The sequence below is a fragment of the Glutamicibacter sp. B1 genome (assembly GCF_039602135.1).
Taxonomy (GTDB): Bacteria; Actinomycetota; Actinomycetes; order Actinomycetales; family Micrococcaceae; genus Glutamicibacter; species Glutamicibacter ectropisis.
In genome coordinates this window covers 1249025-1268792 of record NZ_CP125942.1, presented here as the reverse complement: position 1 = coordinate 1268792, position 19768 = coordinate 1249025, and the positions used below count along the sequence as shown (strand labels likewise).

The window sequence follows — 19768 nt, the reverse complement described above, 5'->3', positions numbered from 1 at the left end:
ACTAGACTGGTGCGCAGGTCTAGAAATCTTGTGAGCCGAAGTGGTCGATTCACGTCCTCGGAAGACCACCGGCTCAAGCTAGAACAACGTAGAAATCAGGGAAGAGGCGTTGCACGTGCCAGAGCAAGCACACCACCGACTTACTGAAGAGTTTGGTGGAAACGAGTGGCTAGTAGACGAGCTGTTCGAACAGTATCTCGTCGACAAGAACTCGGTAGATAAGAAATGGTGGGATATTTTCGAATCTCTCGCCGCCGACAAGAAGGCTCCGGCAGCGCAGCCGGCACCAGCGGCACCGGCAGCAACTACTGCAGCCCCCGCATCCAACGGGCAGGGCGCACCGCGCGCCGCAGCTCAGGCTCGGAGTACCGAACCAGCACCAGCTTCAAAACCAGCACCAGCTGCCGCGCCAGCCACTGAGGCCAAGAAGGCAGAGCCAGCACCGAAGACTGCACCAATTCCGGCACAGGCTCCAAAGGCAGCTCCTTCCACCGAACTTTTCGGTGAGGAAAAGCGCACTCCACTGCGCGGGCCAATGAAGGCCATCGCCACCAACATGGATGCCAGCCTCACCGTACCGACTGCCACCACCGTTCGCGCGGTACCGGCCAAGGTCATGATCGACAACCGCATCGTCATCAACAACCACCTCAAGCGTTCGCGCGGTGGCAAGATCTCCTTCACCCACCTGATCGGCTTCGCAGTGATTCGTGCGCTCAAGCAGATCCCTTCGATGAACGTCACCTACGATGTGATCGACAAGAAGCCAACCGCGATCCAGCCAGCTCACGTGAACTTCGGCATCGCGATCGACATGCCAAAGCCAGATGGCACCCGCATGTTGGCCGTTCCCAACGTCAAGGCTGCAGAGACCCTGAGCTTCAACGAGTTCTGGGCCACCTACGAAGACTTGATCAAGCGTGCTCGCGCCAACAAGCTGACCGCTGACGATTACGCCGGCACCACCGTGTCGCTAACCAACCCAGGTGGCATCGGTACCGTTCACTCGGTGCCACGCCTCTCCAAGGGCCAGGCCGCCATCATCGGCGTCGGCGCACTGGAATACCCTGCCGAATTCCGTGGTTCCTCGGAAAAGTCCGTGGCACTGATGGGCATCGGCAAGCACATCACCCTGACCTCAACCTACGACCACCGCGTCATCCAGGGTGCAGGTTCGGGCGAATTCCTGAAGCTGGTGGAATCCCTCTTGCTCGGCGAGCAGGGCTTCTACGACGAGATCTTCGAGCAGCTGCGCATTCCTTACGAGCCAGTTCGCTGGGCCGTTGATAACCAGGTCGACATCGACCTGCAGGTCAACAAGGTCGCGCGTATTCAGCACCTGATCAATTCCTACCGGGAGCGCGGCCACCTGATGGCCGACATCAACCCACTGGAATACGTGCAGCGTAAGCACCCTGACCTGGACATCAACAACTACGGTCTGACCCTGTGGGATCTGGATCGTGAGTGGATTACCGGCGGTCTGGGCGGCAAGGATCGTGCACTGCTGCGCGATATCCTTGGCACCCTGCGTGATGCTTACTGCCGCACCATCGGCACCGAGTACATGCACCTGCAGAACCCGGAAGAGCGTGAGTGGTTCCAGTCGAAGCTGGAAGCTCGCTACTCGAAGCCAACCCGCGAAGAGCAGCTGCGCATCCTATCCAAGCTGAACTCGGCCGAGGCCTTCGAAACCTTCTTGCAGACCAAGTTCGTCGGTCAGAAGCGCTTCAGCCTTGAAGGTGGCGAATCGCTGATTCCACTGCTGGACGCCATCATCTCCGATGCCGCCGACGACCAGCTGGACGAGGTCGCCATCGGTATGGCTCACCGCGGCCGCCTGAACGTGTTGACCAACATCGCCGGCAAGACCTACGCACAGGTCTTCCGCGAATTTGAAGGCACCGCTACCCCTGGCTCGGTTCAGGGTTCGGGCGACGTGAAGTACCACCTAGGCACCGAGGGTTCCTACACCTCGGATGCAGGCAACCAGACCAAGGTCTACCTGGCAGCCAACCCATCCCACCTTGAGGCTGTTGACCCAGTACTTGAGGGCATCACCCGCGCGAAGCTGGATCGTCTGGGTTCGAAGAACGACGTTCTGCCGATCCTGGTGCACGGCGATGCAGCCTTCGCAGGTCAGGGCGTGGTCTCTGAGGTTCTGGCCATGAGCCAGCTACCTGGTTACAAGACCGGTGGTACCGTGCACGTGATCGTGAACAACCAGATCGGTTTCACCACCGCTCCTAGTTCCTCGCGCTCCAGCGTGTACGCCTCGGATGTGGCGCGCACCGTGCAGGCGCCGATCTTCCACGTCAATGGGGATGACCCTGAGGCTGTGGTCCATGTCGGTCAGCTGGCCTTCGAGTACCGCCAGAAGTTCGGCAAGGACGTTGTCATCGACCTGGTCTGCTACCGCCGTCGCGGTCACAACGAAGGTGACGATCCTTCGATGACCCAGCCGATCATGTACAACCTGATCGAAGCCAAGCGCTCCACCCGCAAGCTGTACACCGAGGCCCTCGTTGGTCGCGGTGACATCACGCAGGAAGAAGCCGAGCACGTATTGGCCGAGTACAAGGAGAACCTGGAGCGCATCTTCGCTGAGACGCATGCCGCTCAGACCTCCCCGATCCCGATCATCACCCCGGGCTCGACCATCAACGACCTGGAGAAGCCATTCGCTCAGGCTGCCGACGAGAACACCGCCGACGGCGCCCGTGGTTCAGCAATCTCCGCACGGACCTTGGCCCACATCGGTGCAGCCCACACTCAGATCCCTGAGGGCTTCACCATGCATACCAAGCTCAAGTCGTTGCTGGAGCGCCGCGAGAAGATGTCCCGTGAAGGCGGCATCGACTGGGGCTTCGCAGAGATTGTTGCCCTCGGCTCGCTGTCCATGGAGGGTGTGCCAGTGCGTCTGGCCGGCCAGGACTCACGTCGTGGCACCTTCGTGCAGCGTCACTCGGTCTTCCACGACCGCGAGAACGACAACGAGTGGTACCCACTGCACAACCTGAGCGATGATCAGGCACCACTGTGGATTTTCGACTCGCTACTCTCCGAATATGCGGCGCTGGGCTTCGAGTACGGTTACTCGGTAGAGCGCCCGGACGCACTGGTGATGTGGGAAGCCCAGTTCGGCGACTTCGTCAACGGTGCCCAGACCGTGATCGATGAGTTCATCTCCTCTGCCGAGCAGAAGTGGTCGCAGTCTTCCTCGCTGGTCATGCTGTTGCCACACGGTTACGAGGGCCAGGGTCCAGACCACTCCTCGGCACGCATCGAGCGCTTCTTGCAGCTGTGCGCCGAGAACAACATGGTCGTGGCTCAGCCGTCCACCGGTGCCAACCACTTCCACCTGTTGCGTCGTCAGGCCTACGCCCGCCCACGCAAGCCACTGATCGTCTTCACCCCGAAGCAGCTGTTGCGCCTGAAGGCTGCAGCCAGCTCGGTCGAGGACTTCACCACCGGTGGTTTCCAGGAGGTTATCGGCGATACCACCATCACCGATACCAACGCAGTGGACAAGGTGCTGCTGTGCTCGGGCCGCGTGTACTACGATCTGATCGCAGCACGCAGCAAGGCGCAGGACACCAAGACCGCGATCGTGCGTGTTGAGCAGCTCTACCCGGCACCGACCGAGCAGATCGCAGCTCAGCTGGCCAAGTACCCGAACGCCAAGGTTTCTTGGGTTCAGGACGAACCAGCCAACCAGGGCCCATGGCCATTCTTCGGCCTCTATGTTGCACCGCACCTGGAGCAGAAGATCACCCTGGTCTCGCGCCCAGCCTCGGCAGCAACCTCTGCAGGTACCGCCAAGCGTCACGACGCAGAAAACGCAGTGCTACTGCAGCAGGCCTTCGCCCGCTAAAGCATTGGGCACGGCACTGAGTCAGTGAAGTTGCCGGTGAGTATTTCCAGCTAATGTTGGGGAAACTCACCGGCAACAATGCTTTAACCCGCGATAACCACCGATCGGTAACTTGTGGCATTTATCCGGTATGAATCTCCACCGATGCCAGCGTCTTCACTGCTAAGGTGGGGATCGATTCATATTCTTGAAGCCAACGAAAGGTCGCCCAGTTGGAGTTACGCACAATCCGTATTACCGCAATCGGAGATGAGCTGCTGGCCGGCCATGGAGACCCACGAGGCCTAGGCTGGTTTGGCCGAGTCATGGCTCGAACCCAAGACCCAGCACTGCGCCTGCAGTCCTTTGTCTTGGCCGCCCCGGCCGAAGGCTCCGAGGCCCTAGCAGAACGTTGGATGGGCGAGGCCTCCCGCCGGTTCAGCGATCAATACGAAAACCGCCTGGTCATCGCCCTCTCCGATCGCGATGTTGACCTTGAGGTCTCCACGGCACGCAGCCGACTAAACCTTGCCAATATCCTCGATTCCGCCTCGCAGATGAATATCAAGGCCCTGCTGGTCGGTCCTGCCCCATGCTTGGATGACGCCCGCAACCAGCGAATCGCCGAGCTGAACCGGGTGTACGCTGACGTGGCACTACGCCGCAACCATCACTATGTCGATACCTTCACTCCCCTGCGCGCCCATGCCCAGTGGCGTGCCGACCTGAACGCCTCCGGCGGAGTCCCCGGACAGGCCGGCTACGGGCTGATGGCCTGGTTGGTGCTACACCGTGGCTGGTACTCCTGGCTGGACTTGCCAGAACCAGGTGAGGGTTAGGGCGCCCTGCGCGCGTTAGGAAAATCGCCGTAAAGTATGAAAGACTATTAGTCGGCCCGAATTATCGGGAAGATCCATTGATCCCTCTAAGGAGTCACCATGTCGAAGCGCGCTCGTAAGCGTCGCGATCGCAAGCGTGGCGGTGCCAACCACGGCAAGCGCCCAAACAGCTAAGCGAAGCGAACATAAAAAGAACCCCGTACCATTCGAGTTTGGCTCGAACGCTACGGGGTTTCTCTTTGGTTTTGGTGCTTGGCTCCTAGTGGCCAGACTCCACACGAATCTGCGAGATTCGGGCGATAATATTCGCCTTCAGCGTCTGTGGTGCCTGCTCTTGGCAGCTACGACGCACGACCGAGCGGATGATGCACTCCAGATCGTACTCTTCGGTGCACTCCGGGCAGCCTTCCAAATGCGACTTGACCTCTTTGAGATCGCCCAGCGTCAGGGCACCGTCGAGGTACTCATAGATGCGGACGATGCGGTCATCGGCGCAATCACCCAATGAATTGCAATCCATCTTATTTCGCTCCTCCATCAGCCTTGGCCGAGCTCTTGGTGCGAGTCCCGGTGGCTATCCCACGATCTGCTGCATAATCGGCGAGCAGTTCCCTCAAGTTTTTACGTCCACGGTGCAAACGCGACATGACGGTACCAATGGGCACGCCCAAGATGTCGCTGGCTTCCTTGTAGCTGAAGCCTTCAACATCCACGAAGTACACCGCCATCCGGAAGTCTTCGCCGATCGCCTGCAAGGCAGCCTTCACATCCGAATCAGGTAGGTGATCCAACGCCTCGACCTCAGCAGAACGCAAACCAGTGGGCGAATGCTCCATGGCCGAAGCCATCTGCCAGTCCTCGACGGTGTCGGTGCTGGTGCGCAGTGGCTCACGCTGGCGCTTGCGGTACAGGTTGATATAGGTATTGGTCAGGATCCGATACAGCCAGGCCTTCAGGTTGGTCCCCGGCTTGTACTGGTGGAAGGCCGAGTACGCCTTGGTGTAGGCCTCCTGCACCAGATCCTCCGCGTCGGTCGGGTTACGGGCCATGCGCAGGGCCGCCGAATACAGCTGGTCCACATACTCCATGGCATCGCGTTCAAACCGTTCGCGACGCTGTGCCTCGGACTCGGTGGCCACATCGGGCAAATTCTCGTCCACACTCTTGTTGTTCATCACGCCCGAGTCTACGCGGTCACCGACGCTATTGCGCGATTTCGGCCGCGATCGGCTAACGCTACGAGTGCCGCGCGGCTCATCTTCCACCACGCAGGTGGTGCCGCCGGCCGTTGAAGTATCCTGTCTGATCGTCACACTGGGTATAACCACAGGAGCTAAAACCTTATTCCCGCACCGATCTCGGCTAGGATTTAACTAAAACCGCACGAGCCTAAGGATCAGCAATCAACACTGCAAGCGCCTCCGGAATCCCCCAGTCCGATCAGTCGAACACTCACGAGAACTGGTGGTCGGCACCTTTTGTGCGCACCGGTGTTGATGCCATCGTTTCGGTGCCCGCTTCCAAGTCGCTGACCAACCGGTATCTGATCCTGGCGGCCCTTGCCTCCTCGCCCTCCACCATCCATAACACCCTGATCAGTCGTGACACCGAACTGATGCTCGACGCCCTCGCAGCATTTGGTGTAGGAATCGAACGCGTTGAGTGCTCCGATGGGTCCACCACCGTGCACGTCACCCCTGCCGCCGAACTGGCCCGCGGGCCGCTGGAGGTTCAGTGCGGTTTGGCCGGCACGGTGATGCGTTTTGTTCCACCGCTGGCGGCGGTGGCCGGAGCTACGGTGAAATTTGACGGCGATCCGGCCGCTCGACTGCGTCCCATGGCCCCGGTACTGGATGCGCTAGAAACCTTGGGCGCGAACATCGAGTACGCGCAAGAACCTGGCATGCTGCCCTTCACCATGGACGCCAGCGCCTTGCGCTCCGGCGAACAGGTAGTCATCGACGCATCGGGTAGCTCCCAATTCATTTCCGCCCTGCTGTTGGTGGGACACGCACTGCCAGGTGGCCTCACGCTACGCGCCGCCAACGGCCCGGTGGCCTCGCCCGATCACATCATGATGACCGTGCAGACCCTGCGCGAACTGGGCGTGAAGATCACGGTGGACGAAGACGGGCGCGGCTGGAAGGTGGCCCCCGGAGCCCTAGCCGGCTTCACCGTAACGGTAGAACCGGATCTGTCCAATGCCGGGCCGTTTTTGGCTGCTGCCTTGGCCAGCGATGGCAGCGTCGGCATTCGCCACTGGCCAACGACCACCACCCAGGTCGGCGGAAAATGGGTGCAGATCCTAAGCCAGATGGGTGCCGAGGTGCACCACGGCGATGATGCGGTACTCACCGTGCGCGGTACCGGAAAAATCCACGGCATCAACTACGCGGACGCTTCCGAGCTGGCTCCAACTCTGGCTGCCCTGTGCGCGTTAGCGGATTCGCCGAGCAAGCTGACCGGGATCGGGCACCTGCGCGGGCATGAAACCGATCGCCTTGCCGCTCTAGAAACCGAACTGAACAAGGTCGGTGTGCAGGTGGTGGCCACCGCGGACAGCTTGGAAATTACCCCAGCCGAACTGCGCGCCGCCGATATTCACAGTTACGAGGACCACCGCATGGCCACCGCCGGCGCACTGCTGGGACTGGCCATCGAAGGAATCCGCGTGGAAAATATTGCTACCACCGCCAAAACCATGCCGCAGTTCCCCCAATTATGGGCTGACATGGCCTCCACCGCGAAGGCCCGCGGCTAATGCGTTACTCAGAGTACGACGAGTCCTCGGTCCGGGTTCGCCCGAATAAGCGCGGATCACGCCCCCGCACCAAAGATCGTCCGGCGTACGACAAGGCCCAGATCGGCCGAATCATCACCGTCGATCGTGGCCGATACACCGCCATCCTCGATGAGGACACCAGCACCGAACGCCTGGTGATCGCCGCGCGGGCCCGCGAACTGCGCCGCCAGGCGATTGTCCCGGGCGATCTGGTCGGCCTGGTCGGTGATACCTCGGGCAAGCCCGATACGCTCGCCCGCTTGGTGCGCATTCAGGAGCGCAAGACCCTCTTGCGGCGTAGCGCCGATGACACCGACGCCACCGAGCGCGTGGTGGTCGCCAACGTGGACAAGCTGGTCATCGTGGTCGCGGCCGCCAACCCCGAACCACGCACCGGTTTTGTGGACCGTGCCCTGGTCGCCGCCTACGATGCCGGCATTCAGCCGGTGCTGTGCGTGACCAAGGCCGATGTGAAGGACCCGGCAGATTTCCTGAGGCACTACGAGGGGCTAGATTTCCCCGTGGTCATTTCGCGCACCACAACGCAAGATGCTTCGGGAGTTGATGCCCGGGGTGCCGACGGATCTAGTGCCCGGCTGGATGCGAACGCACTGGAGGAGCTCACCGAGCTGCTGGCCGGCAGTGTTTCGGTCGTCCTCGGACACTCCGGGGTAGGGAAATCAACCCTAGTGAACGCGCTGACCGGTTCCACCCGTGCCACCGGGCACGTCAACGCGGTCACCGGACGCGGACGCCACACCTCCTCCAATGCGCTGGCCCTGCGACTGGGAGATATCCCCGGGTCCTGGCTCATTGATACCCCCGGTATTCGATCCTTCGGCCTGGGATTGGTGGATCCCGATAACATTCTGGCCGCCTTCGAAGACCTGGCAGAAATCGCGACCAATTGCCCGCGCGGTTGTACCCACGCCGTGGGGGAAGCGGGATGTGCGTTGGAAGCCTGGGCCCAGGAGGCCCCCACCCCTCAGGCCGCCGATCGCCTGGCCTCATACCGCCGGTTGGTCACGACCGAGCAAACCACGCACGAAAAGGAGCTCGGCGCCCTCTAAGCGCCAGAACACCATGGCAGATTTCACCCTTGAGCAAGATCTCGACTTCGCTTTGACCCTCGCCGACAAGGTCGACCAGTTGACCCTAGCCCGCTATGGTTCCAACGATTTGGTCGTCGAATCCAAACCGGATATGACCCCGGTGTCGGATGCCGATCGTGGGGCCGAGCAATTGATCTTGGCCGAACTGGCTGAACACCGCCCCCAGGATTCGGTGCTCGGTGAGGAATTCGGTGTGCACGGTAGCGGATCGCGGCGCTGGGTGATTGACCCGATCGACGGGACCAAAAACTTTGTGCGCCGTGTCCCTGTTTGGGCCACACTCATCGCGCTGTTGGTGGATGACGAGCCGGTGCTAGGCGTTATTTCTGCCCCTGCACTGGGTCGACGCTGGCATGCTGCCACCGGTTTGGGCGCCTACGTCAGTGAACCCACCGGAACGGGCGGTGAACGAGCCACCCGCAAGATTTCGGTATCCAGTGTCACCGAACTTGCCGATTCTTCCTTGGCCTACGCTTCGCTAAGTGGTTGGAAGGAGGCCGGGAAACTTGAGGGCTTCCTAGAGCTCTTGGATACCGCCTGGCGCACCCGCGGCTATGGGGACTTTTACTCCTACGCGCTACTGGCAGAAGGCGCCGTGGACGCGGCGTTCGAACCTGAACTGGAACTCTACGACATGGCGGCCCTGGTACCGGTGGTCCGCGAAGCCGGCGGCCGATTTACCTCGGTATCCGGTGTTGAAGGCTGCCACGGGGGCAATGCACTCGCCAGCAACGGCAAGCTGCACGACGTGATCCTCCCCTACCTCAATCGCTGATGTTAACCACCAGCGAAGAAGACTACCTCAAGGCGCTCTACACGCTCACTGAATGGGACGATACCGAGGTCAGCACGGGCGTATTGGCCGACCAATTGGGGCTCTCCCCTGCCTCGGTGACCTCCATGATCCAGAAATTGGCCGGCAAGGGGCTGGTGAACCATGTGCCGCGCAAAACCGTGGCACTCAGCCCCAGCGGGCGCCGCGAAGCTTTGCGCATGGTCCGCCGGCACCGGCTGATTGAGACTTTTCTGCGCGATGAGCTCGGCTATGGCTGGGACGAAGTGCACGATGAGGCCGAGGCCCTGGAACACACCGTCTCTGACCGCTTTATTAATGCGCTGGATGCCCGCCTTGGCCACCCCCAGCACGACCCGCACGGGGATGCGATCCCAAGCGCCGATGGCACCCTACCGGTTTCCGAGGCGATCCGCCTGGACCGCTTTAGTGGCGATTGCGCCATTATCGATCGCATTAGCGATGAGGACCCCGAGTTCCTGCGCCGTGCTGCGATCCAAGGCTTAGTGCCCGGAGCCCTCATCAGGCTCCCCCACCAACTAAATTTCATCGAGGCCTCACTGATCTGGGTCCGCAACGCTAATTCGAAGTGATCCGCCCGATGCCAATCAAGAAATTTACCGTGCGCCGAAGCGAAATCCTCTTGGTGTTCGCGGGGGCCAGCGTTGGAACCGCCACGAGGCTAGCGGTGAGCTTGGCCCTGCCGCGCGAAGGGTCGTTGCCGCTGGCCATCTTGCTGATCAACCTCTGCGGAGCGTTCGCCCTGGGTTGGCTGCTTACGTCCCTTGCTACCCGGGGCCCGGAAAATAGTCGACGTAAAAAATTGCGGTTACTGCTTGGCACCGGGTTCATGGGCGGATTCACCACCTATAGTGCGCTGGCGACCGACACAATGTTGCTTCTCACCCAAGGTGACGCAAAAACCGGTCTACTTTATGCGCTGGGCACCGTATTATTCGGTGCTTTGGCAACCTGGTGCGGCATGCTCGTAGGCGCCAGGACCCGTACTGATCCTCAGGGCGGGAAATAATGCTCATGACTCCGATGCTCTTTGTGATTGTTGCACTGTGCGGTGGCCTAGGCGCAGTGATGCGCTTCGCGCTGGACACGTTCATCTCCGCTCGAAGCGGCGGCCTGCTTCCTTGGGGAACCATGACGATCAACGTCTCAGGCTCTCTCGCCCTAGGATTTTTCACCGGCTTGCTGACAGGCACCGGAATGGACCAAACTTGGCTACTAGCGGTGGGAACCGGGGTGCTCGGTGGCTACACCACGTTCTCCACTGCCAGTTTTGATACGGTGCGCCTCTTGCGCGCTGGTCGCCCGCTCGCCAGCCTGGCCACGGCCTTTGGCACACTCATTACGGCGATCTTGGCCGCCTACATCGGTTTCCTGCTCGCCACGATGCTCTGAAGCGCCGTAGGTCATTAAAACGAGAAGCCCAGCTCTTTGGCTGGGCTTTGGAATTTCTTTTAGCGTGCTGCGCGACGCCCTTTGGGGGCTCCGGTTGCTTGACGGTTTGGCGCGCGTTTGATGGGTTTAGGCGTTCGATCATGCGGCACCACAAAACCGCCGGTGGCCAAGACCAGGATGGCACTGATTCCGGTCAGGCAGAGCATGGCAATGGCCCAGATCTGTGATTGAGCGTAAAAACTATGGTCGACGCTGAGCCACAAGACGTAGGCACCGGCCAAGTAGATGAGATGAATCAGCAAGATTCGAGTGCGCAAACGCAGTTTTACCACGGCTTTGGGCGAGAAGAAAATGGCCCAAATAACCAATAACGGGATGACGACAGTAAGTATGGCTAAGATCGTGGGCCAAGGAATGAAGGCGATCGCTGCCAGCGCAGCTGCGAATAGCAGTCCCACTTCAAGCAAAAAAGCAACCACTGCGTAGATGCCAGAAAGGAACGGCGATACCCGCTGGGAGCTCTTTTTACCCATCGACTTTAATCTCACTCCAATTCCGCACAGTCAACCGACCAGTAATCTCCGGCTTTCATTTCAAGTCTATGTGTAAATCCTCAAAGCCGCGAATAGGCTCGCGAAATTCTAGAAGTGTTTAGCCAGCGTGAACTGTGTCGCCATCAATTCGCGTCCGTTATACCTTGTTCAGCGTCCTAGCAACAAAAAAGCTCTGGAACCAGGTTGTCCCTAGTTCCAGAGCTTCAAAATGTGGAGATGGGGAGAATTGAACTCCCGTCCGATGTGGTGTTGCCAGGTCTTCTCCGGGCGCAGTTTGCTGCGGAATTTCTCTGCCCCAACCATCACGCAAACATGTGGTTGATCCGGGCACAGTTGCCTAAATATGTATCCGACAGCGGCAACAACCGCCAGATACAGTGGCTATCTAAATGACGTTAGGATCAGAGGCGATAGCAACCTCTGGCTAACGGACTGTCTGGCTGCTTAGGCAGCGAGAGCGAAGTCAGTGCGCTTTGATTCGGCACTTATTGGTTTGCAAAGAGCGTTAACGAGATAACTTTGCGTCCTCGGCCCGCTTCATCTGTCGCGACTCACACCGTCGAAACCGATCATCCCCGTATTTTGTTGTCAGTCCCGGTTTCCCGGGTGCAACCACGCTAAAAGCGTGTCTATCAATCATAGCGCACCGACGGGTTATCCCCCAAAGTCAGATGCGCCACAACTAAATCCGAACTATCTGCGATTGCGCTCACGCATCGCTCGCAACGCCTCGCGGTTATCCTGTTGTTCGCGCAAGGTCTGGCGCTTGTCGTACTCGCGCTTACCGCGAGCAACACCGATCTCAATTTTGGCGCGGCCCGACTTGAAGTACAGGCTCAGCGGGACAACTGTAAGTCCAGCTTCGCTAATTTTGCGCTCGATCTTGAGCAGTTCTTGACGGTGCAACAAGAGCTTACGACGCCTACGTGCCGCGTGATTGGTCCACGATCCATTGAGGTACTCAGGGATGTAGACGTTCTCGATATAAAGCTCACCACGGTAGAACTGGCCGAAACCGTCAACCAGCGAGGCTTTACCTTCGCGTAATGACTTTACTTCGGTGCCAGTGAGGACCATGCCAGCTTCGAAGGTATCGAGAATTTCAAAATCGTGGCGCGCCTTGCGGTTGCTCGCGATCACCCGATCTTCTTGGTTCTTCTTAGCCACGTTACTCCTTGCATGTCGCGTACGGATTCTCGCACGCAGACTACAAGTCTAGCGCTAGAGAAGTCCCAATGGGTTCACGGCCGTGCCGTTGACAATCGTTTCGAAGTGCAGGTGGCAACCTGTGGAGTTACCGGTGGTGCCAACATAGCCGATAACTTGACCCTGCTTGACGTGCTGTCCCACGCTCACTGCTACGCGTGACATGTGGTGGTATCCGGTCGCCAATGCTTTGCCATTAACAACACCATGAGAAATGAGTACCTTGTTTCCGGCGGTACCACCCCAACCGGCCGTCCATACTTCACCGTCGGCCGCAGCGGTAATTGGCGCACCACACTGGCCGCCAAAGCCCCAGTCGATACCTGCGTGGACATATCCGCCCTGTCCACCGTAATCAATCGTTCCAGCAGGGGTTGGACGCCAGCCAAAGCTTGAAGTCAGATTGTTGCTGGTCGTAGGCTTGACCAGGCCCCACGCGCTTGAACCGCTGGAGGTACTCGCCTTGGGCGTCTCAGTGGTTGTAGGAACGTAGGCCTTTTTCTTGTACGTCTTTTTCTTTGCAGCTGCTTCTTCGGCAAGACGTTTCTGCTCAGCCTCGTAGGCTGCCTTACGCTTTGCCTCGGCTTCTGCGGCCTTACGCTTGCGCTCAGCTTCCTCCCGCAACAAACGCTCTTGGCGTTCCTTGATATCGGCCTGAACCTGCGCGTATTCCTTCTGCTGCGAAGCTAGCTTTTGTTGAATCTGTGGCTTCTTGGCTTCAAGTTCAGCTCCGAGCTTTTCGGTGCTAGCAACCAGTGCATCGAGTTCATTCTTTGCGTCCTGCGCCTGATTACGAGCAGCTTGTTCCTGAGCCAGCGCATCCTCGGCCTGTGACTTTAGAGAAGAAATTTCCTTCTCAACGGCATCAAGTCGAACTTTATTGTTCTCATTGTTTGCCTGTTCTTGGGCCAAGTTATTGTAGGTGGCGCTTTGGGATTCCATCGCACGGTTTGCCAGGTCAAGACCGTCGGCAATTTCGGTGGCTGAATCCATATTGAGGATCATGTCCAGCCCGCTAGAAACTCCACCGCGCTTGTAGGCTTCCGAAGCAATAGAAGCCATGGCTTCCTTGGCCTCAGAAATCTTCTTGGCATTGGCTTCAATTTCTGCAGCGACCTGATCGCGAGTTCCCTGAGCTGCAATTAGCCGGTCGTTCAAATCAGCGACGGCCGCTTGAGCATTGGCCACACGGCTCTGCGCATCCGCGAGAGCCTGTTCCGCAGCAGGTACCTGAGCCTGTTGGTCACGCAACTTCTGATCAGTCGCCTGAATATCAGCGTCCAAGAACTCCATGTCTTGCTCAAGATCGTTGATATTGCTCTCAACTTGGGCTTTCTTATCATCCAGCTCATCAGCTGCGACAATTCCAGCTGGCAAAGTTAAAGCCAGTGCCATGGCGCCACCGAGGGTGGCGCGCAAGAACTTACTACGCACTGCTTTGGACAGCATGTGACTCCTTAGAGAGTTTTGTCGAGCATCAGATAGACCGAAGATAACGATTCGGCTAAACCTTCAGGTAACGCTTCAACGTTACCACTGATGAAATTGTGGCCAAAACGATACCAATTATCAAGAGGACAGGCGCAACAAGCCAAACTTCACCGGTGGAAATGAATGCCACACCGACATTCTCGCTAGCAAGTTTGTCTTCGACAAGGAACTTAAGCAGCAACCACAGAGTCCCCGAAGCTAGCAGCCCACCAATCAGCGAGGCGATCACACCTTCAATAATGAAGGGCAACTGAATCGTCGCTTTAGAGGCACCCACCAGTCTCATGATGGTCGTTTCCAACCTTCGATGCATTGCCGAAAGCTGGATCGTAGTTCCGGTCAGCAAGACTGCACATACGATCATGACGATTGCCACTACGGCTGCTGCAGCGGAGGCAACACGCACCAGCTGGAAGACCTTTTCTAGAAGGTCACGCTGGTCGATAACGGAATCTACTCCGTCGACAGTCGAGAAGGCTTCATTGATTACCGGATACTTCTCGGGGTCAACTAGTGCAACGCGGAAGGACTCAGGTAACTGGTCTGCAGTGATCTGATCAACCAGGGAAGAGTTCTTGTACTGATCCAAGAAGTTCTTATAGGCCTGATCTTTAGACTCGTAAGCGTATTCCTTGATGTACGGTGCGAGTTGATCAGACTTTAGGGTCTTTTCGATGTTTTCTCGCTGTGCATCAGTAACGCTGTTTCCGCCACAGTTTGGTGAAGAGCTGGTGTCGTCACAGAGGTAGATGGCTACCTCCATACGGTCATACCAGTAGCCCTTCATCTGATTAATCTGCAGTTGCAGAAGAATAGAGGCACCCACAAACGTTAGCGAAACGAAAGTCACCAGTACGACTGAAACGACCATGACGACATTCTGTCGCAGGCCCTTCGCCGCTTCGCGGAGGATAAATCCTAGTCTCACTGGTCCTCATCTTTCTGGTCCTCAGTAACCTGTGATTCTTCAACGTGTTCTACGGCCGAATCACCAACAAGCAGCTCGCGGGAACCATCTTGGTTCACCACGGTGGTCATAGGCGTGTACTGACCTTCAATCTCATCGCGGATAACTTGTCCGCGCTGCAGCTCAATGACGCGATGACGGTATTCACTGACAAGTTCGTGGGCGTGCGTGGCCATCAAAACGGTTGTCCCATTCTGATTAATTCGGTTCAGCACGTTCATTACTTCGATGCTGTTCTTGCGGTCAAGGTTGCCAGTAGGTTCATCGGCCAGCAGGATCGATGGCTTGTTCACAATGGCACGTGCAATACCAACGCGCTGTTGCTCACCACCGGAGAGCTCGGTTGGTTTACGACGGGCCTTGTCTTCGAGTCCGACCAGTTTCAATGCATCTGGAACGCGCTCACGAATTTGCGCTCGTGAGGCTCCGATCACCTCCATTGCGAAGGCGACGTTGTCAAAAACTGTACGTTCGCGCAAGAGGCGGAAGTCCTGGAAAACGAATCCGATATCTCGACGTAGTTTTGGCACGCGACGACCGGGGATTCGGTTCAGATTTTGGCCAGCAACGTAAACGGCTCCATCTGTGGACCGTTTTTCGCGTAGCACCAAGCTAAGGAAGGTCGACTTACCGGACCCGGATTCGCCGACTAAGAAGGCGAATTCGCCGCGGTTGATCTCGATGTTTATATCGTCCAAGGCAGCATTCTGCTGTCGTGGCTCATAAACCATCGAGACGTTTTCGAATTTAATCATGTCTTCAATCGCTAGTTTTCGTCGGGGCGCGACCCACGAATACCTATCTCGAGATCAAACGTCAATAGATGCGCCAATGATCCACACACTATCGGTGCAACCTGCCGAACCAGCCGAAATCTTAGGCGTGTTGCCATATTCATTCGATACACACAGCCAAGAGAAATCACCGAGTTCATGCATGACCTGAGGTCATCGGCCATTGTCCCGAGACCAGGGTGACGATACTTACACTGGTTGTGGCAAGTCCTGCCAACTCGAGAGGTATTCGAGATATCCGCTATTTGTTTGGACGGCGTTGGCCTGCACGCCAACGGATTCCTGCATCAATGAAATCGTCGATTTCACCGTCGAGCACTGCCTGAGTATTTCCTACTTCATGTTCAGTGCGCAGGTCCTTGACCATTTGATAAGGATTAAGGACATAGGAACGCATCTGGTCGCCCCATGAAGCCTTCACATCACCGGCAAGTTCCTTCTTTTGCGCGTCTTCTTGCTCCTTTTTCAAAAGGAGAAGTCTCGACTGCAAAACACGAAGCGCTGCGGCTCGGTTCTGGATCTGCGACTTTTCATTCTGCATGGAAACAACAACACCGGTAGGAATGTGGGTCATGCGAACGGCTGAGTCAGTAGTATTCACGCTCTGCCCACCGGGACCCGAGGAACGGAACACATCCACACGAATTTCAGATTCCGGGATTTCGATGCTGTCTGTTTGTTCAATGAGCGGAACGACTTCCACAGCTGCAAACGACGTTTGGCGACGTCCCTGGTTGTCGAATGGCGAAATTCGCACGAGACGGTGGGTTCCAGCTTCCACAGACAAGGTACCAAAAGCGTAAGGCTCTTCGATCTCGAAGGTTGCCGATTTCAGCCCAGCTTCTTCTGCGTACGACGTATCCATCACGGTCGCCTTGTAGCCACGCTTCTCTGCCCAACGCAAATACATACGCAGTAGCATCTCTGCAAAATCTGCAGCATCGACACCACCCGCGCCGGAACGAATTGTCACCACAGCACCACGTGAATCGAATTCGCCGTTAAGCAAGGTGACAATCTCTAGATCGTCGAGAGCCTTATGGATACTGACTAGCTCTTTATCTGCTTCTTGCAGAGTCTCTTCATCATCTTCAAGCTCGGCCAATTCGACAAGTACTTCTAGATCGTCAATTCGGGTCTTGAGTTTAGTAAGTCGTTCAAGTTCCGACTGGCGGTAGGAAAGCTTACTCGTGACAATCTGTGCCGCGGCAGGGTCATCCCACAGGTCAGGAGCTCCTGCTTCTTCGGAGAGCGTTGCAATGTCAGCTTTGATCTGATCAACATCGCTTACATCTTCAATTGCAGCGAAAGTTGAGCGCAGGGTGCGGATTTCAGCAGAGAAGTCAGTTTTAGCCATGGTCATCTAAGACTACGTCATTTAGGCGGTAATCCTTGATTCGACTATCACCTGCTCAGCACCGTCTGTGCTGTGGAGTTTACGGAGATCGGAATTCCATCCGGCACAATCCAACCAACGATCGGAGGTTGTACAGTTCCGGAAAGTTTGAGGTTCGCGCCCTGACCATCCGACCGAATGGTCACCGAAGAAATCTTCAAATTATCAATTCGGTTAGTCGCTCCGACGTCTGATAGATACTTTCCTACTGCTTGCGTTACACGATGTTCGTTCAACTCAATTCGAGGGTTTGGCCCGTTGGCTACGAATTCGAATTCATCGACCGCTGCGACCACTGCCCCGTCAGCAATGGACAGTAACTGGCGTGCTTTCAGGTTAACCGCACTCACCGCGAGAACCACAGAAATCGTCAACAAGGTGATCGCACAGAGACCAATCGCAAGCACCAGTGATTGTCCGTCCTCAGAGCTTGCCCACGTCTTGTTCTGAGTGTCGTTATCCAAATTGATCAACTCTTTGAGAAGCTGCGGAGTCAACCGAGAATGCCGACGCTGTAAACATCTGCGAGACAAAGGGCAGTGGTACGTCCAGCTCGACCGTGACTGTCACGACGCTTCCAGGACTGAGGCACTCGGAATCACAAGAAATAGTAGTTTTTGCGCCAGTGTAGCCAAAATTATTCATCGTACGGCGTACCGCTTCTTCGGCATTGGAGTGAGCCTGAGCTGGGGTCTCCGCGATGGCAAAAACCTTGGCTGCCTGATCCGCGGCGCCAACGACTGCATAGCTACCGGCTTGAAGGTGACTGGCGGCGAGAATGAGGTAAATCATCGGAATGAGAAGCACGGTCGCTGCGAAAATAAACTCAACGATCGCATTTCCGGATTCGTCGCGCGCGTTCTTTCCCAAACCTAATAAGAATGCTTTCAGGAGATTAGCCATATTTCACAGCTTCACCTTGTACATGCAGACCCCAGCCGTTAGGGAGCAGCCCAATCAACGGCACCTGGGTTTCTACGGATACCGTAATCACGCGACTCTCACCTATGGTTGCAGATCGAGCGCTGACATTTCCGGCAAAACCGGCATGCAGGCTCTCGGTGATCAAGAGCCGTGTGCGGTCCTGCGCATCGGCAGTTGATCGGTTCGCCAGAGCACCATAATGGGCTCCGTTTGAAGCGGCATCGATCAATGTGTTGCGTACGTGCAGAACCAAAGCGAGTTGAATCAACGTCATCGCGATCAGAACCAACAAGGTCGAGATCATGACGAACTCAGCAACAGCTGATCCTTTGGTCTCAGTTAATACCCGCTTCGGAAACTGCGACGTTCCCCGTTTCGCAACGCAACACATGTTTGTCTTCTATCCGAGCCCTGATACCCGATCAATCGCTTGATTAAAGAGGTCCTGTAGTCGTGGGCCCGCTATTGCTAGGAGTGCTGCAACCAAGACGGCGGACATTAGTATGAATGTGCGCTGATTGCTATTAGCGGTTAGGTGTTGGTCATGAATGTGAGTAGCCTCCGACTGCTAGTACTCGAGGTCCACCGTGATTCTCTGCATTACCCACTACGGAAGGCGATCTGTGGTCTCGCGGGAATCCGCTCTGGTGAGATTGCTAGCTACAAGACTGTCCCAAACGCGACACTGCCGTCGTTACCTTCGCCCCTTTCATGATCCTCACTGAATTCATCACGGAGCGCCCAACTCGGGCTGATCCCGTTTAAGTGCGCACTTAGCACATTATGAACCTCTGTTGGAGCGTCAGGCAGAAGATCCGCCAGCGCATCTTCAGTCTCGTAACGAGTCGCGCAACCGAGCCACCAGTATCCGTCTACGGCCTCCGGCTCAGTGGAATAGGAAAGCCTCGCCTCGTCTGGGGTTTGATATTCCCGGTGAAATTTCTCCAAGACTGCTTCCAGGTTCGCTCCGAGGGACGGTATCGTCTCGCCATGCCACACATATGAATCGTCGCGTGGATCATATAACGGAGCACCTAAGCTGAATTCTTCGTGGAAAAGCGGATCAACACCCTCTAAGCCAATAAGCATGATAACGTCGCTCAGATCGAATTGGAGCCCACCCACGATTCGCCATTCTCTTTCCCAGTCAAAGGCGTACTTACCGCGATCAACATTGTCAACGAATGGCGTAACCCTCCAGATCGGGTCCTTCCAGTCCTTAGCTGCGATTGCTGAATCTTTCATTGACTTCAGAGCAACGAAGGGTGTGCTATCGCTGCCGAGGTACCATATGCGCTGTCCCCCTTTTTCCTCAATGAACTCTTTCTTGAAAGCAATTCCCCAAGATTTCCCCCGGTCCCGAAGCCGGTCCAACTCGTTCAAAGGCATCTCTGTGAAACACGCAGACTGATGTTCAGCAGCAACCATATCGAGAGTTCGCCCCATACCGAAGCGATTTCGAGCCTCCACTTGACCACTTATCACAATTTCCGCCAACGACTTAGCGCTGCATGTCATATGGACCAGGTACTTGCTAAGATCTTTCGCCTGTTGATGCTGGTTTGTGCCGAGTAAATGTTCCGGTGGGTTGTCGCTCAATTAATTGTCCTTCACTATCTATTCACTGGTCATGTGGCAGGATAG

General features: G+C 56.9%; 21 protein-coding genes and 1 other RNA gene. 9 read left to right on the top strand and 13 right to left on the bottom strand.

The annotated features are described in order from the left end of the window. Nucleotides 1-115: 115 nt before the first annotated feature. The 3 genes from QMQ05_RS05955 to QMQ05_RS16965 all read left to right on the top strand — a co-directional run bounded on the left by QMQ05_RS05955 (nt 116) and on the right by QMQ05_RS16965 (nt 4866). Nucleotides 116-3874, top strand: a complete 3759-nt coding sequence (locus QMQ05_RS05955) for a multifunctional oxoglutarate decarboxylase/oxoglutarate dehydrogenase thiamine pyrophosphate-binding subunit/dihydrolipoyllysine-residue succinyltransferase subunit (RefSeq protein ID WP_345473805.1) — start codon at nt 116-118, stop codon at nt 3872-3874. Between the two features lie 212 nt (nt 3875-4086). Next, nucleotides 4087-4692 (top strand): GDSL-type esterase/lipase family protein, encoded by a 606-nt coding sequence (locus tag QMQ05_RS05950; RefSeq protein ID WP_058256883.1) that lies wholly within the window; start codon nt 4087-4089, stop codon nt 4690-4692. 99 nt (nt 4693-4791) lie between these two features. Then, nucleotides 4792-4866, top strand: a complete 75-nt coding sequence (locus QMQ05_RS16965; protein WP_369299107.1) for a 50S ribosomal protein bL37 — start codon at nt 4792-4794, stop codon at nt 4864-4866. Nucleotides 4867-4951: 85 nt separating this feature from the next. Here QMQ05_RS16965 and rsrA read toward each other — a convergent pair whose 3' ends face one another. Together rsrA and QMQ05_RS05940 are read right to left on the bottom strand one after the other, a co-directional pair. Further along, on the bottom strand, nt 4952-5212 hold the full coding sequence (rsrA, locus tag QMQ05_RS05945) for a mycothiol system anti-sigma-R factor (RefSeq protein ID WP_058256882.1): 261 nt from the start codon (nt 5210-5212) through the stop codon (nt 4952-4954). Between the two features lies 1 nt (nt 5213). Next, entirely contained in the window at nt 5214-5867 is a 654-nt protein-coding gene (locus QMQ05_RS05940; RefSeq protein WP_074439920.1) for a sigma-70 family RNA polymerase sigma factor, read from the bottom strand. Between the two features lie 305 nt (nt 5868-6172). Between QMQ05_RS05940 and aroA the strand changes: the two genes are divergently transcribed. The 6 genes from aroA to crcB are packed head-to-tail and all read left to right on the top strand — an operon-like array spanning nt 6173 to nt 10792. Continuing rightward, entirely contained in the window at nt 6173-7453 is a 1281-nt protein-coding gene (aroA, locus tag QMQ05_RS05935) for a 3-phosphoshikimate 1-carboxyvinyltransferase (protein ID WP_345473802.1), read from the top strand. Next, complete coding sequence (rsgA, locus tag QMQ05_RS05930; RefSeq protein WP_345473799.1) at nt 7453-8544, top strand: ribosome small subunit-dependent GTPase A; 1092 nt, start codon at nt 7453-7455, stop codon at nt 8542-8544. The genes aroA and rsgA overlap by 1 nt, the downstream gene beginning before the upstream one ends. A 13-nt stretch (nt 8545-8557) precedes the next feature. Next, nucleotides 8558-9361: an inositol monophosphatase family protein gene (locus QMQ05_RS05925; protein WP_345473797.1), complete on the top strand. Its 804-nt coding sequence runs from the start codon at nt 8558-8560 to the stop codon at nt 9359-9361. Continuing rightward, nucleotides 9361-9972 carry a metal-dependent transcriptional regulator gene (locus QMQ05_RS05920; RefSeq protein ID WP_345473795.1) on the top strand — a complete coding sequence of 204 codons (612 nt, stop codon included), beginning with the start codon at nt 9361-9363 and terminating at the stop codon, nt 9970-9972. The genes QMQ05_RS05925 and QMQ05_RS05920 overlap by 1 nt, the downstream gene beginning before the upstream one ends. An 8-nt stretch (nt 9973-9980) precedes the next feature. Further along, nucleotides 9981-10409, top strand: coding sequence for a fluoride efflux transporter FluC (locus QMQ05_RS05915; protein ID WP_345473793.1), 429 nt, complete (start codon nt 9981-9983; stop codon nt 10407-10409). Then, on the top strand, nt 10409-10792 hold the full coding sequence (crcB, locus tag QMQ05_RS05910; protein WP_345473791.1) for a fluoride efflux transporter CrcB: 384 nt from the start codon (nt 10409-10411) through the stop codon (nt 10790-10792). Before QMQ05_RS05915 ends, crcB begins: the two co-directional genes overlap by 1 nt. Before the next feature lie 59 nt (nt 10793-10851). Here crcB and QMQ05_RS05905 read toward each other — a convergent pair whose 3' ends face one another. The 11 genes from QMQ05_RS05905 to QMQ05_RS05855 all read right to left on the bottom strand — a co-directional run bounded on the left by QMQ05_RS05905 (nt 10852) and on the right by QMQ05_RS05855 (nt 19723). Continuing rightward, complete coding sequence (locus QMQ05_RS05905; protein ID WP_345473789.1) at nt 10852-11325, bottom strand: DUF2568 domain-containing protein; 474 nt, start codon at nt 11323-11325, stop codon at nt 10852-10854. Between the two features lie 229 nt (nt 11326-11554). Further along, nucleotides 11555-11923, bottom strand: a transfer-messenger RNA (tmRNA) gene (ssrA, locus tag QMQ05_RS05900). A 116-nt stretch (nt 11924-12039) separates the two neighbouring features. After that, nucleotides 12040-12513 (bottom strand): SsrA-binding protein SmpB, encoded by a 474-nt coding sequence (gene smpB / locus QMQ05_RS05895; protein ID WP_074439916.1) that lies wholly within the window; start codon nt 12511-12513, stop codon nt 12040-12042. Between the two features lie 54 nt (nt 12514-12567). After that, entirely contained in the window at nt 12568-14001 is a 1434-nt protein-coding gene (locus QMQ05_RS05890; protein ID WP_345473787.1) for a peptidoglycan DD-metalloendopeptidase family protein, read from the bottom strand. Between the two features lie 55 nt (nt 14002-14056). Continuing rightward, nucleotides 14057-14971 (bottom strand): permease-like cell division protein FtsX, encoded by a 915-nt coding sequence (gene ftsX, locus QMQ05_RS05885; RefSeq protein WP_058256873.1) that lies wholly within the window; start codon nt 14969-14971, stop codon nt 14057-14059. Then, the gene (gene ftsE / locus QMQ05_RS05880) at nt 14968-15765 is read right to left on the bottom strand and encodes a cell division ATP-binding protein FtsE (protein WP_058256872.1); all 798 of its coding nucleotides are present in this window, start codon (nt 15763-15765) and stop codon (nt 14968-14970) included. Before ftsE ends, ftsX begins: the two co-directional genes overlap by 4 nt. Nucleotides 15766-16045: 280 nt before the next feature. Next, nucleotides 16046-17161, bottom strand: a complete 1116-nt coding sequence (gene prfB / locus QMQ05_RS05875) for a peptide chain release factor 2 (RefSeq protein ID WP_345473786.1) — start codon at nt 17159-17161, stop codon at nt 16046-16048. 47 nt (nt 17162-17208) lie between these two features. Continuing rightward, nucleotides 17209-17664: a hypothetical protein gene (locus QMQ05_RS05870; RefSeq protein WP_345473785.1), complete on the bottom strand. Its 456-nt coding sequence runs from the start codon at nt 17662-17664 to the stop codon at nt 17209-17211. Then, on the bottom strand, nt 17657-18103 hold the full coding sequence (locus QMQ05_RS05865; RefSeq protein WP_345473782.1) for a hypothetical protein: 447 nt from the start codon (nt 18101-18103) through the stop codon (nt 17657-17659). The genes QMQ05_RS05870 and QMQ05_RS05865 overlap by 8 nt, the downstream gene beginning before the upstream one ends. After that, entirely contained in the window at nt 18096-18515 is a 420-nt protein-coding gene (locus QMQ05_RS05860) for a TadE family protein (protein WP_058256869.1), read from the bottom strand. Before QMQ05_RS05860 ends, QMQ05_RS05865 begins: the two co-directional genes overlap by 8 nt. 269 nt (nt 18516-18784) lie before the next feature. Next, nucleotides 18785-19723: a hypothetical protein gene (locus tag QMQ05_RS05855; protein ID WP_345473778.1), complete on the bottom strand. Its 939-nt coding sequence runs from the start codon at nt 19721-19723 to the stop codon at nt 18785-18787. Nucleotides 19724-19768: the final 45 nt, after the last annotated feature.

What these genes read in the sequence shown, in the direction of transcription:
- crcB (WP_345473791.1), top strand. Translation starts at nt 10,409, where the DNA reads ATGCTCATGACTCCGATGCTCTTTGTGATTGTTGCACTGTGCGGTGGC.
- QMQ05_RS05890 (WP_345473787.1), bottom strand. Translation starts at nt 14,001, where the DNA reads ATGCTGTCCAAAGCAGTGCGTAGTAAGTTCTTGCGCGCCACCCTCGGT.
- rsrA (WP_058256882.1), bottom strand. Translation starts at nt 5,212, where the DNA reads ATGGATTGCAATTCATTGGGTGATTGCGCCGATGACCGCATCGTCCGC.
- prfB (WP_345473786.1), bottom strand. Translation starts at nt 17,161, where the DNA reads ATGGCTAAAACTGACTTCTCTGCTGAAATCCGCACCCTGCGCTCAACT.
- QMQ05_RS05905 (WP_345473789.1), bottom strand. Translation starts at nt 11,325, where the DNA reads ATGGGTAAAAAGAGCTCCCAGCGGGTATCGCCGTTCCTTTCTGGCATC.
- QMQ05_RS05925 (WP_345473797.1), top strand. Translation starts at nt 8,558, where the DNA reads ATGGCAGATTTCACCCTTGAGCAAGATCTCGACTTCGCTTTGACCCTC.
- QMQ05_RS05920 (WP_345473795.1), top strand. Translation starts at nt 9,361, where the DNA reads ATGTTAACCACCAGCGAAGAAGACTACCTCAAGGCGCTCTACACGCTC.
- QMQ05_RS05865 (WP_345473782.1), bottom strand. Translation starts at nt 18,103, where the DNA reads ATGGCTAATCTCCTGAAAGCATTCTTATTAGGTTTGGGAAAGAACGCG.
- QMQ05_RS05860 (WP_058256869.1), bottom strand. Translation starts at nt 18,515, where the DNA reads ATGTGTTGCGTTGCGAAACGGGGAACGTCGCAGTTTCCGAAGCGGGTA.
- ftsE (WP_058256872.1), bottom strand. Translation starts at nt 15,765, where the DNA reads ATGATTAAATTCGAAAACGTCTCGATGGTTTATGAGCCACGACAGCAG.
- QMQ05_RS05940 (WP_074439920.1), bottom strand. Translation starts at nt 5,867, where the DNA reads ATGAACAACAAGAGTGTGGACGAGAATTTGCCCGATGTGGCCACCGAG.
- QMQ05_RS05915 (WP_345473793.1), top strand. Translation starts at nt 9,981, where the DNA reads ATGCCAATCAAGAAATTTACCGTGCGCCGAAGCGAAATCCTCTTGGTG.
- rsgA (WP_345473799.1), top strand. Translation starts at nt 7,453, where the DNA reads ATGCGTTACTCAGAGTACGACGAGTCCTCGGTCCGGGTTCGCCCGAAT.